The 12,522-nt window shown below is 63.5% G+C and carries 11 protein-coding genes; 2 read left to right on the top strand and 9 right to left on the bottom strand.

All coding sequences use genetic code 11. The features are described 5' to 3' along the window. Nucleotides 1–34: 34 nt before the first annotated feature. Entirely contained in the window at nt 35–1,453 is a 1,419-nt protein-coding gene (locus N511_RS0113340; RefSeq protein WP_027679765.1) for a discoidin domain-containing protein, read from the bottom strand. Between the two features lie 942 nt (nt 1,454–2,395). Between N511_RS0113340 and N511_RS0113345 the strand changes: the two genes are divergently transcribed. Further along, nucleotides 2,396–3,148 (top strand): autoinducer binding domain-containing protein, encoded by a 753-nt coding sequence (locus N511_RS0113345; RefSeq protein ID WP_027679766.1) that lies wholly within the window; start codon nt 2,396–2,398, stop codon nt 3,146–3,148. Between the two features lie 16 nt (nt 3,149–3,164). Here the strand turns inward: N511_RS0113345 and N511_RS0113350 are convergent, their stop codons facing one another. Beyond that, on the bottom strand, nt 3,165–4,979 hold the full coding sequence (locus N511_RS0113350) for a phosphodiesterase (protein WP_037026662.1): 1,815 nt from the start codon (nt 4,977–4,979) through the stop codon (nt 3,165–3,167). 226 nt (nt 4,980–5,205) lie between these two features. Between N511_RS0113350 and N511_RS0113355 the strand changes: the two genes are divergently transcribed. Further along, entirely contained in the window at nt 5,206–6,234 is a 1,029-nt protein-coding gene (locus N511_RS0113355; RefSeq protein WP_027679768.1) for a MerR family transcriptional regulator, read from the top strand. A 102-nt stretch (nt 6,235–6,336) separates the two neighbouring features. On the opposite strand, the gene N511_RS24955 is transcribed toward N511_RS0113355, so the two are convergent. From N511_RS24955 to urtB, 7 genes are all read right to left on the bottom strand, one after another. Beyond that, a complete protein-coding gene (locus N511_RS24955) occupies nt 6,337–6,636 on the bottom strand; it encodes an FmdB family zinc ribbon protein (RefSeq protein WP_081785370.1) in 300 nt (99 codons plus the stop codon). A 66-nt stretch (nt 6,637–6,702) separates the two neighbouring features. After that, on the bottom strand, nt 6,703–7,884 hold the full coding sequence (gene fmdA, locus N511_RS0113360) for a formamidase (RefSeq protein WP_027679769.1): 1,182 nt from the start codon (nt 7,882–7,884) through the stop codon (nt 6,703–6,705). Between the two features lie 25 nt (nt 7,885–7,909). Beyond that, nucleotides 7,910–8,932 (bottom strand): aliphatic amidase, encoded by a 1,023-nt coding sequence (locus tag N511_RS0113365; RefSeq protein ID WP_027679770.1) that lies wholly within the window; start codon nt 8,930–8,932, stop codon nt 7,910–7,912. A gap of 25 nt (nt 8,933–8,957) precedes the next feature. Further along, nucleotides 8,958–9,647 carry an urea ABC transporter ATP-binding subunit UrtE gene (urtE, locus tag N511_RS0113370; protein ID WP_027679771.1) on the bottom strand — a complete coding sequence of 230 codons (690 nt, stop codon included), beginning with the start codon at nt 9,645–9,647 and terminating at the stop codon, nt 8,958–8,960. Nucleotides 9,648–9,662: 15 nt separating this feature from the next. Continuing rightward, nucleotides 9,663–10,424, bottom strand: coding sequence for an urea ABC transporter ATP-binding protein UrtD (gene urtD / locus N511_RS0113375; protein WP_027679772.1), 762 nt, complete (start codon nt 10,422–10,424; stop codon nt 9,663–9,665). Nucleotides 10,425–10,438: 14 nt separating this feature from the next. Beyond that, nucleotides 10,439–11,575 (bottom strand): urea ABC transporter permease subunit UrtC, encoded by a 1,137-nt coding sequence (gene urtC, locus N511_RS24215; protein WP_037026664.1) that lies wholly within the window; start codon nt 11,573–11,575, stop codon nt 10,439–10,441. Between the two features lie 10 nt (nt 11,576–11,585). Further along, nucleotides 11,586–12,503 carry an urea ABC transporter permease subunit UrtB gene (urtB, locus tag N511_RS0113385; RefSeq protein ID WP_027679773.1) on the bottom strand — a complete coding sequence of 306 codons (918 nt, stop codon included), beginning with the start codon at nt 12,501–12,503 and terminating at the stop codon, nt 11,586–11,588. Nucleotides 12,504–12,522: the final 19 nt, after the last annotated feature.

The raw sequence follows: 12,522 nt of genomic DNA on the forward strand, positions 1-12,522 counted from the left end.
CAGGCGATGCTGATGCGGATGCGGATACCGCGGCTTAGTAGCCCCACACCTGCATTTCGTCCAGCGAGTAACCCCACTGCGTGGCGCGCTGCGTGCCGTACATGCGCACATAGCGACCGCTGCCCTTGAGGTTCGCGAGCGACGTGTGGCCCCACGAAGTGCCGCTCGACGTCGAGTAGATGTTCGTCCACGTCACGCCGTCGTTCGAGGTCTGGATGGAATACACCTTGGCGCCTGCGTCCCAGTACAGATCGACGCCGGTGATGGTGCGGGTCGAGCCCAGATCGACCATCAGCCATTGCGCGCCGGCCACGCCTTCCACCGAATCCCAGCGCGTGCTGGTGGTATTGCCGTCGAACGCGTAGGCCGGGCCGAGGCTGGCGCTGTAGCTGGACGACGCGCTGGCCGGCTTGCCCTGCGAGAGCAGCGTCACCGCCTGCGCAGCAGCCGTGGGCGTGCCAGCGTAGTAGTTCGAGCCGAGCTTGGCCTTGGTCGTGTCCGAGTTCACACCAAACTGCGACAGGCTCCAGCGCTGGCCCGTGCTCGCGTCGCCCAGGTACAGCTGGTAGCCACCGGCGCTCGTCGACGAGAAGAACACGTAGTTCGTGTTATTCACGGGCGACGGGTCGGAGTTGTTGCTGTTGCAGTCGTTGAGCGTGAGCTGGTTGGGCGTGTCGCTCGGGTTGACCTTGGTGTAGATCTGGTCAGCCTGGCTCGTGGCGTCGTGCCAGCGGGCGTAGAAGACGGTGCCGTCGGCACGCACGACCGGGTAGTACGTCGCCAGGCCGGCAGGCGTGTCGAACGCCACCTTGGCGGTGCTGCCCACGGTCTGCTTGTACAGGCCCATGCCCGAGCCGGTGCCGGTGGTGTAGAAGACCGCCGTGCCGTCCGGCGTTGCATACGGCATCGAGTTTTCCAGCGTCGGTGCCGTGCGCGTCAGGTTCACCGTGGAAGTGAAGACCGGGCCCGAACTGGTGTACGACAGCGCGGCCTGGATGACATCGCCGTTCTGCTTGAAGAGCAGCGATTTGCCGTCGGTGCTGAACTTCGGGTCTTCATTGCGCGTCTGGCCGGTGCTGTTGGTCAGGTTGATCGGCATGCTGGTCGAGCCGACTTGCCAGAAGAACACGTTCCAGGCGTTATTGGTGATGCCCATGAAGGCGATCCACTTGCCGTCGGGGCTGAACACGGCGTTCATCGGGTCCTTGATGCCCCAGGCCGCCTTCGACACCTGTTGCAGCGTGCGGGCAGAAAAGTCGTAGATGAAGATCTGGCTCGTGCCGTCGCCGTAGCTGACGTAGCTGTGGTACGCGAGCTTGCCGGTCAGGCTGGCCGGGAAGGTGGTGTTGGATTGCGTGGGCGGATTGGCAACGCAGTTGGCCTGGGCGCCGGCCGAGAACAGACCGAGTGCGGCAGTGGCGACGAGACCAAGAGACATCAGAGTGGAGCGCATGAAACGGGACTTCCTAAACAAGTGGGTCAGTGGGGCGGGGCAGCCGCCGCATTAAGTCCGCGTCACTTTTCTGAATTTGGGCAAAGCTCCGCCAATTCCGGAGAAATCCGGATTTGAAAAAGCGCCACAAACCGGGGGAGTGACGAGGATGAAGACGCGCCTAAAAACCCTGTTGCTTCGTACCGTCGTGTTTCTTGTCGGGGTCTCGACTACATCGAGAGGGCGAGTCGCGGACCAGACTGTAAGGGTTTCGCTGACACTGTGAAACCCCAATAAGAAAGCCGTTCTTGCCCTAATTCACTGCCGTGGTGGCAAATCCGCACACGTGCGTGTAAATCTGACACGTCAATTTTTCCGGACGTTGATTAACCTGCACGTACATCGTCGTTATTGTTATTTTTACTGCGGCGTTTTGCCGCATGACTGCGGTGCAATCCTTGCTGAGTGTCGCGTTCTCGCACCAAGCCAATGTGGCGCCGGCGCACGCTTTGCGGCGTATTCGGCACCGCATTCACTGCATGCGCGCGGAGGCGCACCTCTCGAAGAAGACCGGGCCATGATGGAAGCGGATCATACGAATTCCGCCTACGTGGCTCTGTAAGAAAAGACACCTCGCCGTAGAAGAATTGCAATGATGGCCGCAGGCATGCCGCACATAGGCGGAATATTCAAAGAATGGTCGAGTATTTGCGTAAAGCAGATTGGATTATCAATTCATTTATTTCTGTGTTTCGGTATTCCGGTATTCGAGAAACTCTACTAATTGCCTTCATCATGCGCGGCATGCAATTCGTTTCGGATTATGTATAGTTCGAGCACGCCAACGATTGCCCTCAGCAAAACGCAAGACTGATCAGGCTTTCCACCTATTGGAAATCAGGGGAACTGCTTGGCGGGAGGAGTCGGCATGGCGACTCAGCGTGTGTTCTGGAGGCCGAGGGGATGGGCGCTCACAACCAATTGCCGCATGACCACGCGACATCCTGGCGTGCAGCATTGCTGCGCGAGTTGAACGCCTTGCACGATGCCGATGCGGTATTCCGCTGCCTGCAACCGGCCGTGGCGCTGCTCGGTTTCGACTATTACGCCTACGCCCTGCGCGGTGCGCTCCCGATTACGCGCTTTAACACCATCACGTGGAGCACGTATCCGGAGCCGTGGCGGGAGCACTATCGCGCGCGTGGCTATGCCGCCATCGACCCCGTGCTGCAGCACGGGCAGCGCTGCGTCAAGCCAATGCTGTGGTCCAGCATCGCCAGCGCGGATGCGCCGTTCTGGACCGACGCGCGCCAGCACGGGCTCAATCATGGGTGGTCACACACCATCCGCGATCACACCGGCATCTTCGGTACCTTCAGCCTGGTGCGTCGCGCCTGGCCCATCACCGAAGACGAACTGGCTGCCTGCGAGCCTGAAATGATCTGGCTGAGCCAGCGCGCACACGCGAGCATCAGCGTGCTGATGGCCAACAAGGTCTTGCCGGATGCCGCCACACGCCTGAAAGACGTCGAGCGCCAGATGCTGCATTGGACGGCCGAAGGCAAGACGGTGGCGGAAGTTGCGGCCATCCTGGAGATGACCGAGCGCAACGTGAACTTTCACCTCCGCAACGCCATCACCAAGCTCAACGCCGCCAACAAGACGCATGCCGTGGTGAAGGCCGCGTTGCTTGGGCTGATCCCGGCGATGCTGTAGCGCCGGCCCGGCGGTGTCAGGCCATGGCCCGCATGGAGTGGCTTGGGCGCATGGCTTCCAGATAGAAACCGTTGTCGCTTTGCTTGGCGCGCCGTTTGGCGAGGGCCGCAGCTGTGCCGATGTCGTCGCTGTTGTGGGCCGCGCCCGGGTGCACATGCAGCGCGCCAACCGCCATCGTCACGAAGCGGAAGAAGGCCGGCAGGCCCTTGCGGTCTTCAGCATGGATGCCGCCCGCCGCGCGGTCAGGGGGCGTGTACATGGCGAGTGCGTTGGCATTGAACGCGGCCATCGCCTGCGTGATGCGCGCCTGCCAGTCGGCGCTCTGGAACAGGATCAGGAAATCGTCCCCGCCCACGTGGCCGAGAAAATCGCGCGTGGGCTCGCATGCGGTGGCCAGTACGGCGGCGGCCATCTTCAGCATCTCGTCGCCCTGCCAATAGCCGTACTGGTCGTTGAAGGGCTTGAAGTGGTTCAGGTCCACATAGCATGCATAGAACTCTGCGTGCGCTTCCAGCAAACGTTCAATGTGCAGGTTCAACGGAATGTTGCCCGGCAGGAATGTGAGCGGATTGGCATAGCGGGCGGCCTCGATGCGGATTTCGGTCACCGTGCGCACCAGCTCCTCGCCGGTGCCCAGGCCCAGGTAGCGGCCATGTTCGGTGATGATGAAACCGTCGGTCAGGTAGCGCTGGTCTTCACTCATCAGCAGTGCCGACATGTCTTCCAGCGAGGCGGATTTTTCCACCAGCACCGGCTGCCGGTTCGCAAACGCCAATGCCGGTTTCTTGCCGTACAGCTCGCGGTGATACGGCATCGCATAGCGGTCGATGAATGCGCGGCGCGCGATGAGCGCGAGCGGGCGTTCGTCTTCGTCGAGCAGCGCCACGGCGTGCAGATCAGGGTGGCGGTTGAACAGGTGCAGTACGTCGTCGTTGCTGCTGCGCAAGGGCAGCGTGGGGGCGACGCGCAGCAGCTTGCTGGCTGTGATGGCGCGCCAGCCCACGCGCACGGCCTGCGGAAACACCGCAATCTGCGAAGACTGCAGCACGCGCGCCGCCTGGCTCGACATGTCGCTGGCGGGTTTGTCCTGTGGGCGCGCAAGAAAGAAACCCTGGCCGAAACGGATGCCCAGGTCGCGCACCACGCCCAGCTCGTCTTCGGTCTCCAGCCCTTCGGCAATGATGCTGGTGGCGCCGCCCTTGAGCGTCTGTTGCAGCGTGCGGGCCATGTCCAGCTTGGCCGGATGCTTGGCAATGTCGCGCAGGAAATACTTGTCGAGCTTGATGAAGTCGGGCGTGAGTTCGATCAGCAGGTTCAGATTGGCATTGCCGGTACCGAAATCGTCCAGCGCGCATTGCAGGCCAAAGTCGCGTGCCACCGACAGGGCGTCGGCAAAGCTGGCCAGATCGTCGATGGGCGTCTGCTCGGTCAGTTCGATGACGATGCGCGAGGGATGCAGGTCGTGGTCGGCAATCGCATGCAGCAGGCGGGCGTGGTCTTGCAGCAACTGGCGCACGCCTTGCGCGCTGAAGTTCAGGAACAGCTTGCCCGGCAGACGCATGGCCGAGAAATTGGCAATGGCCAGACGCGCGGCAGTGGTCTCCAGGGCGATCGTGCCTGCTGTGTCCGAGGCTGCAGCAAACAGTGCCGCCGGCGATTCCATGGCCGAGCCCACCGGCCCGCGCAGCAGGGCTTCATAGCCGAGCACCTCGGTGGTCGACAGGCGGAAGATCGGTTGGAACACCGTGCGCAGCATCTCGGGCGCAATGCCCGCGGGCAAGGGAAGCGGTGAGAAAGTCATGACGTTGGCGGCAGACGCAAGATCGGACATTCCGCTAATCGACCCGCTGAACACAGAGTTGAATGAACTTTTTGTGACGCACGCAGTGGTGCGGGTTCGCGGGGCATGTTCCCCACCACAGAGGGGCGTCGTTCAGAATGCAGGATGCGCCTGCGTCTTCATGGGGCGCTGCCTATTGCCGTCCATGCACGCCGTGCTTGACCCTCACATTGTGTGAGGTCCTAGCCTGTGTCCAAGCCAGAAGACAGGAGCCACCATGTTGTTGAAAGTGGGCGATCTCGCCAAACGCTGCGGCCTCTCGGTGCGCATGCTGCATCACTACGACACCATCGGCCTGCTCACGCCTTCGGCCCGCTCCGACAGCGGTTACCGGCTGTACGACAAGGCTGACGTCGCCCGCCTGCACAAGATCCAGGCGTTGCGGCGCTTCGGCATGTCGCTGGCCGATGTCGGGGCTTTCCTGGCCAATCCGGACATCCCCTTCACCACGATCGTGGAACGGCAGATTGCGATGCTCGATCAGCAGATCACGCAGGCTAGCGTGCTGCGCGATCGGCTGTCGCGGCTGCACGGCCAGCTCGTGCGCGAGGAGGAGCCCGAATTGACCGAGTGGCTCACAACCTTGGAATGGATGACCATGTACGACAAATATCTCTCGCAGGAAGAACGTGCCCGCGCCGAACGCATGGACGCCGATACCGCCCGTCATGCGCGGTGGGCGGCGCTGGTGTCGGCTGTGCAGGACGCGATGACGCGCCAGGTGGCATCACGCAGCAGCGAGGCGCAGGCCCTCGCCAGGCAATGGATGGCGCTGCTCGCGCAGGACGCGGCGCTCGACCCGGTGCTCTCGGCCAAGCTGCACAAAATGCACATCAACGAACCGGCATTGCAGGAGCGCACCGGTATCAGCCTGGAGATGCTCGACTTCATCATGGAGGCGGCCAACGAAACCAAGCTGGCGATCTACGCGAAGTATCTGTCGGCGCAGGAGCTGCAGTTCATGCGAGAGAACTTTGGCAAGCGCGCCAACGAGTGGCCGACCTTGATTGGAGAGGTGCGACAGCATCTGGCCAAGGGCACGCCGGCACATGCGCCTGCCATGCAGCAGCTTGCGCGGCATTGGATCGAATTGTTCCGCTCCTATGCGGGAGACGATCCGCAGACGCAAGCGAAGGTGCGCCTGGCGATGGAGCAGGAGCCCGAACTATCCGCCAGCCCGTGGATGGGCCCGGACCTGATCGCCTATGTGCGTGAGGCGATGGAAGGTTTGAAGGCCGCAGCGTAAGCCACGGCTCGCGCAACCCCGGGCGTCTGCCGGTCACGCAGGCGCCTTGGGTGCGCGTTGTTGTGCGTGCAAGAGACCACCATCAGGCGCCAGCGTCTGGGCTCACACGCCGCAGATCGAACAGTGCTTTCCGCCGCAGACATGGAGGACGCTGTTGCGGCGGCCAGAGCCACCCGCGCTGCCCGGCCCGGTGATTGGTTTGCCCGCCAACTGCTCATGCAGCGAACTGGGTTGCCAGCGTGAAACTGACTTCAATGCAACGCGCCCACCGGTCGGCATTGGCGCGGCGGGCGTGTCTTCGTCGCAGTAGGGGCAGGGTGTGGGCGCGTGCACTTTCGCAGCCGGAATCAGCCGTTCGAAAATGCCGTCGCAAGCGGTACAGCGGATGTCGTATAGCGGCATGCATGCCTCCATTGCTGCGCCGGCCGCAGCGGTGCCGCCATGGCCAGCGCGTATTGGCCATCAACGTCAAGCGGGCTTGCGGCCCCAGTGCGATTTGTCGTTCAGCATGCCCTTGGGGGTGATGTCCTGATCGAAGATCGCCGTGGGAATCGACACCGTGCACGCGCAGTTCGGGATGTCCACGATGCCGCCGATGCGCCCCTCCACCGGCGCGGCCGTCAGCAGCATGTACGCCTGGCTGGCGGTGAAGCCAAAGTGCGTGAGGTAGTCGATGGCCTTCAGGCACGCCTGCCGATAGGCGACGGTGGCATCCAGGTAGTAGTTGGTGCCGTTTTCCACGCTGATGCCCTCGAAGGTCAGCCATTGGTCGTAGCGCGGCTTGACGGGGCTGGGCATGAAGATCGGTGCGCTCAGGTTGTACTTCGCCATGCCGCCCTTGATGAGATCGAACCCGACGCGCGTGGCGCCGTCCATTTCGATGGCGCCGCAGAAGCCGATTTCGCCGTCGCCCTGCGAGAAATGCAGGTCGCCCATCGAGAAGCCGGCGCCCTTGACGTACACCGGGAAGAAGATGCGGGTGCCGATCGACAGGTCCTTGATGTCGGTGTTGCCGCCGTGCTCGCGTGGCGGCACCGTGCGCGCGGCCTCGCCGGCCATGCGATCGAATTCCGCGCCGGACACGCCGCGCAGCACGGCGGTACGCGGGTCGGGCGGCTGGGCCAGGCCCTTGGCGGCCAGCGGTGCTTCGCGGCGGTTCCATTCATCCAGCAGTTCGCGGGAGGGCAGGCAGCCCATCAGCCCCGGGTGCGTCAGGCCGGCCAGCCGGACGCCGGGAATATGGCGCGACGTGGCATAGACGCCTTTCAAGTCCCAGATGGCCTTGTCGGCATCGGGAAAGTAATCCGCCAGGAAGCCGCCGCCGTTGGATTTTGCGAACACGCCCGAAAAGCCGATTGGCGTAACGGGCTTGATGTCGAGCAGGTCCACCACCAGCAGGTCGCCCGGCTCCGCGCCTTCAATGTAGAAGGGCCCCGTGAGCGGATGCGCGCGGGTCAGGTCGACATTGCGCACGTCGTCGACCTTGTCGTCGTCGCGGATCTGCGCGTCGAGAAAATCCAGCGATTCGATGATGATCTCTTCGCCGGGCTTGACCTTGGAAAGGAACGGGATGTCCGGATGCCAGCGGTTGTGGCCGAGTTCGGCCTGCTCTGCCAGCGGCTTGCCGGGCTGGATCTTGAAATGCTGCATGGTGGTTTCTCCTCAGGAAGTGGCGTCAGGCGTGGGGGATGCCATCGATGGGGCATTCGGGCGTGCCGGCGGTGCGGCGGGTGAGGGCCTCGATCTGGGCGCGCGCGGCGGACGGATCGTTCACCCAGGTCTTGTAGAAATCGAAGGGGCAGGCGGCCACGCCTTCCGGTGCTTCGCCGGAGTTGATGGTGCCGGTGTAGCCGCGGTGCAGCAGCTTATAAAGATGGTTTTGCGATTGCAGGTGCTTGCGCGCATCGCGGATCAGCCCGACCGACAGCTCGGCGTACTGGATGCCCATCTCTTCGGTGCCGCATTCGCCCAGCGTGCGGCCGTCGAATCCGACGATGGCCGAATGCCCGAAATACGAATACACGCCGTCGAAGCCGGCCGCGTTCGCCACGGCCACGTAGACGTTGTTCATCCACGCCATGGCTTTGGACACCATCACCTGCTGCTCCTTGGCCGGATACATGTATCCCTGGCAGCGGACGATCAGCTCGGCGCCCTTCATGGCGCAGTCGCGCCAGATCTCGGGGTAGTTGCCGTCGTCGCAGATGATCAGGCTGATCTTCAGGCCCTTGGGGCCTTCCGATACGTAGGTGCAGCCGCCGGGGTACCACCCCTCGAACGGGCACCACGGCATGATCTTGCGGTACTTCTGCACGATTTCACCCTGGTCGTTCATCAGGATGAGCGTGTTGTAGGGTGCCTTGTTGGGGTGGTCTTCATGACGCTCGCCGGTGAGCGAGAACACGCCCCACACCTTCGCCTCGCGGCATGCCGCGGCAAAGATGGCGGTCTCGTCGCCGGGGATGGTGGCCGCCGTCTCGTACATCTCCGCAGCGTCGTACATGATCCCGTGCGTGGAGTATTCGGGAAACACCACGAGGTCCAGCCCCGGCAGACCTTGCTTCATGCCGACCAGCATCCGGCCGATGTTGCGCGCGTTCTCCAGCACCTCGGCGCGCGTGTGCAGGCGCGGCATCTTGTAGTTGACGACGGCCACGCCAACGCAGTCCTGGCTGCTTGAAATGTCCCCGTGACGCATGCTTGCTCCTATGGTGTGAGGTGAGTCAAACCGAGAGGTATCGGCTGATGGTGGCGGCATCGACCTTGTCGCGCGTTTCTTCGTAGACGAAGCGCCCTTTGTCGATGACGAGAAAGCGGTCGGCGATATCGAGGGTGAAGCTGAGCACCTGTTCCGACACGACGATGGTGAGCTGGCGCAGCTTGCGGATCTCCTTCAGCGCCCGCGCGATGTCCTTGATGATCGATGGCTGGATGCCCTCGGTCGGCTCGTCCAGCAGCAGCACCTTCGGGTTGGTGGCCAGTGCACGCGCAATGGCGAGCTGCTGCTGTTGGCCGCCCGACAGGTTCCCGCTCTTGCGCCCGCGCATGTCGTACAGCACGGGAAACAGCGCATACAGTTCGTCCGGCACGCGCCCGCCTGCGGAGGCCGGCAGGCCGGTCTGGATGTTCTCCAGCACCGTCATGCTCGAGAACATCATGCGGCCCTGCGGTACGTAAGCGATGCCGCGCGCCACGCGCTGGAACGAGGGCAGGGCCGTCAGTTCCTGGCCGTCGATCGACACGCTGCCCGAGCGCGTCGGAAGAATGCCCATCAGGGTCTTGAACAGCGTGGTCTTGCCCATGCCGTTGCGGCCCATCACGGCCACGATCTCCTGCGGCGCCACTTGCAGGTTGAGGGCATGGAGCACCTGGCTCTGGCCGTATCCGGAAACGAGGTCGGTCACGTTGAACATGTGCGGCTCCGGGGCTCAATGGCCCAGATAGACTTCAATGACTTTCGGGTCGGCCTGCACCGCATCCATGCTGCCTTCGGCCAGCACCTTGCCCTGGTGCAGCACGGTCACGCGGTGGGCGATGCTCTTGACGAACTCCATGTCGTGTTCGATGACGAGCACCGAGCGCCCCTGGCTGATGCGGCCGAGCAGCTCCGCTGTCTTCTCGCGTTCCGACACGCTCATGCCGGCCACGGGTTCATCGAGCATCACGAGTTCCGGCTCCTGCATGAGCAGCATGCCGATCTCCAGCCACTGCTTTTGCCCGTGCGAGAGCAGGTCCGCCTGCTGGTGCAGCAGCTCGTGCAGGAAGATGTCGCGGGCCACGGCTTCCACGCGTTCCACCACGTCGGGCGTGCGCCGGAACGCGAGTGCGCCGAGCACCTTGCGCCCGCGCGGAAACGACATCTCCAGGTTCTCGAACACGGTCAGGTTTTCGTAGATGGACGGTGTCTGGAACTTGCGGCCGACGCCCGAGCGCACGATGTCGTGCTCGCGCATCTTTGTCAGCTCCAGGTTGTTGAAGCGGATGCTGCCGGAGGTGGCGCGCGTCTTTCCGCAGATCAGGTCCAGCACCGTGGTCTTGCCCGCGCCGTTGGGGCCGATCACCACGCGCACTTCGTTGCGGTCGACATACAGGTTCAGGCTGTCGACCGCCTTGAAGCCATCGAACGACACCGTCAGGTCTTCGATCGCCAGCACGGGCTTGGGCATTTCCACGCCGATCGGTTGGGTCATGGTGGTCTCCGGGTTTAGCCTTGTGCGGTGGCGCCGGGCGCCGGTTTTGCCGCCGCGCGGCGGCCTTGCAGCAGCCGTGCGATCCATTTGCGGCCGTGGCTGTCGTACAGGCCGGCCAGGCCGTTGGGGAAGTACATGACCACGGCGATGAACAGGCCGCCCATCAGGAACAGCCACAGTTGCGGGAAGGACTCGGAGAAATACGTCTTGCCGAAATTGACGAGCAGCGTGCCGTACACCGCGCCCAGCAGCGAGAGGCGTCCGCCGACCGCGGCATAGATCACCATCTCGATCGAGGGCACGATGCCGACGAACGACGGCGACATGAAGCCCACCTGCAGCGTGAACATCGCCCCGCCGATGGCCGACATGGCCGCCGCCACGCAGAACACGAACACCTTGAAGCTGGCGACGTCGTAACCGGAGAAGCGCACGCGCTCTTCCTTGTCGCGCATTGCCATCAGCAGGCGGCCGAGTTTGGAGCGCAGGATGAAGCGGCCGAGCACGATGCAGCCCACCAGCAGGCCGGCGGTGACGAAGTACAGGATCAGCTTGGCGGAGTCGGTGCGGATGTCCCAGCCGAGCAGCGTCTTCAGGTCGGTGATGCCGTTGACGCCGCCCGTCCAGCCCTGCTGCCCGATGATGAGGATCGACAGGATCGCCGCGATGGCCTGCGTGACGATGGAGAAATACACATCGCCCACCCGCCGCTTGAACATGGCGATGCCGATCAGCAACGCAAGCAGCGTGGGCACCAGCACCACTGCAACCACCGCGAAGCCGAAGTGGCGGAACGGCTCCCAGAACAGCGGCAGGGCGGTCAACTGGTTCCAATCCATGAAGTCGGGAATGCCGGGCGTCGACTGGATCTTGGTGCTGACCGGGTCGGAGGCTTCCAGCTTGAGGAACATCGCCATGCAATAGCCGCCGAGCCCGAAGAACACGCCCTGGCCGAGGCTCAGGATGCCGCCGTAGCCCCAGCACAGCACCAGGCCCACGGCCACGAAGGCGTAGCTGAGGTACTTGCCGATCAGGTTCAGGCGGAACACGTCAAACGCCAGCGGCATGACGACGAAGATGACGGCGCAGAGTACGGCCAGGCCGAGCCAGTCGCGCCTGCGCTCTAGCCATGAATGAAGCGTGGGGTTCATGTGGGACTCCTTATTTGCGGACCTTGACCGAGAACAGCCCCTGGGGCCGCATCATCAGGATCAGGATCACGGCCGAGAGCGTCAGCACCTTCGCCATCGAGCCTGTGAGGAAGAACTCGGTGGTCGATTGCGTCTGGGCGATGGTGAAAGCCGACGCGATGGTGCCCAGCAGGCTTTGCGCGCCGCCGAACACCACCACCAGGAAGGTGTCGACGATATACAGCGACCCTGAAGTCGGGCCGGTCGAACCGATGGTGGTAAATGCGGCGCCCGCCACCCCCGCCACGCCGCAACCCAGTGCGAAGGTCATGCGGTCGACGCGCCGCGTGTCGATGCCGACCGCACCGCTCATCACGCGGTTCTGCACCGTGGCACGCACCTGCAGACCCCAGCGCGAGCGGAACAGCAGGAGGAACAGCGCACCGGTCAGCAGCGTGGTCAGCGCCATCACGAACAGGCCGTTGATCGGGATATCGATGCCGCCGCCGGGCGAGAACGATCCCATCAGCCAGTCGGGCAGCGCGGGGCTGACTTCCTTGGCGCCAAAGATGGAGCGGAAGGCTTGCTGCATGGCAAGGCTCAGGCCCCAGGTGGCGAGCAGCGTGTCGAGCGGGCGGTTGTAAAGCCGCGAGATCATCAGCCGCTCGACTGCGTAACCGATGGCCGCTGCCAGGACGAACGACAGCACCACGGCCGCGAAGAAGTAGTAAGGCTGCAGTGCCGGCGCGTAGCTGGCGGTGAGCGTCGACAGCAGGTACGTGGTGTAGGCGCCGATGGTGAGGAACTCGCCATGGGCCATGTTGATCACGCCCATCTGCCCAAAGATGATGGCCAGGCCCAGTGCCATCAGCAGCAGCACGCAGAAGAACGACAGGCCGTTGAAGCCCTGCATGGCGAAGATCGCCCCGAATTCCGACAACGAGGTCATGGCGGCTCCACGAAGACGA

The organism is Ralstonia sp. UNC404CL21Col, from assembly GCF_000620465.1.
GTDB classification, from domain to species: Bacteria; Pseudomonadota; Gammaproteobacteria; order Burkholderiales; family Burkholderiaceae; genus Ralstonia; species Ralstonia flatus.

Excerpts from the sequence above, each read along its gene's own strand:
- N511_RS0113355 (WP_027679768.1), top strand. The coding sequence starts at position 5,206 with ATGTTGTTGAAAGTGGGCGATCTCGCCAAACGCTGCGGCCTCTCGGTG.
- N511_RS0113345 (WP_027679766.1), top strand. The coding sequence starts at position 2,396 with ATGGGCGCTCACAACCAATTGCCGCATGACCACGCGACATCCTGGCGT.
- N511_RS24955 (WP_081785370.1), bottom strand. The coding sequence starts at position 6,636 with ATGCCGCTATACGACATCCGCTGTACCGCTTGCGACGGCATTTTCGAA.
- urtC (WP_037026664.1), bottom strand. The coding sequence starts at position 11,575 with ATGAACCCCACGCTTCATTCATGGCTAGAGCGCAGGCGCGACTGGCTC.
- fmdA (WP_027679769.1), bottom strand. The coding sequence starts at position 7,884 with ATGCAGCATTTCAAGATCCAGCCCGGCAAGCCGCTGGCAGAGCAGGCC.
- N511_RS0113340 (WP_027679765.1), bottom strand. The coding sequence starts at position 1,453 with ATGCGCTCCACTCTGATGTCTCTTGGTCTCGTCGCCACTGCCGCACTC.
- urtD (WP_027679772.1), bottom strand. The coding sequence starts at position 10,424 with ATGACCCAACCGATCGGCGTGGAAATGCCCAAGCCCGTGCTGGCGATC.
- urtE (WP_027679771.1), bottom strand. The coding sequence starts at position 9,647 with ATGTTCAACGTGACCGACCTCGTTTCCGGATACGGCCAGAGCCAGGTG.
- N511_RS0113365 (WP_027679770.1), bottom strand. The coding sequence starts at position 8,932 with ATGCGTCACGGGGACATTTCAAGCAGCCAGGACTGCGTTGGCGTGGCC.
- N511_RS0113350 (WP_037026662.1), bottom strand. The coding sequence starts at position 4,979 with ATGTCCGATCTTGCGTCTGCCGCCAACGTCATGACTTTCTCACCGCTT.
- urtB (WP_027679773.1), bottom strand. The coding sequence starts at position 12,503 with ATGACCTCGTTGTCGGAATTCGGGGCGATCTTCGCCATGCAGGGCTTC.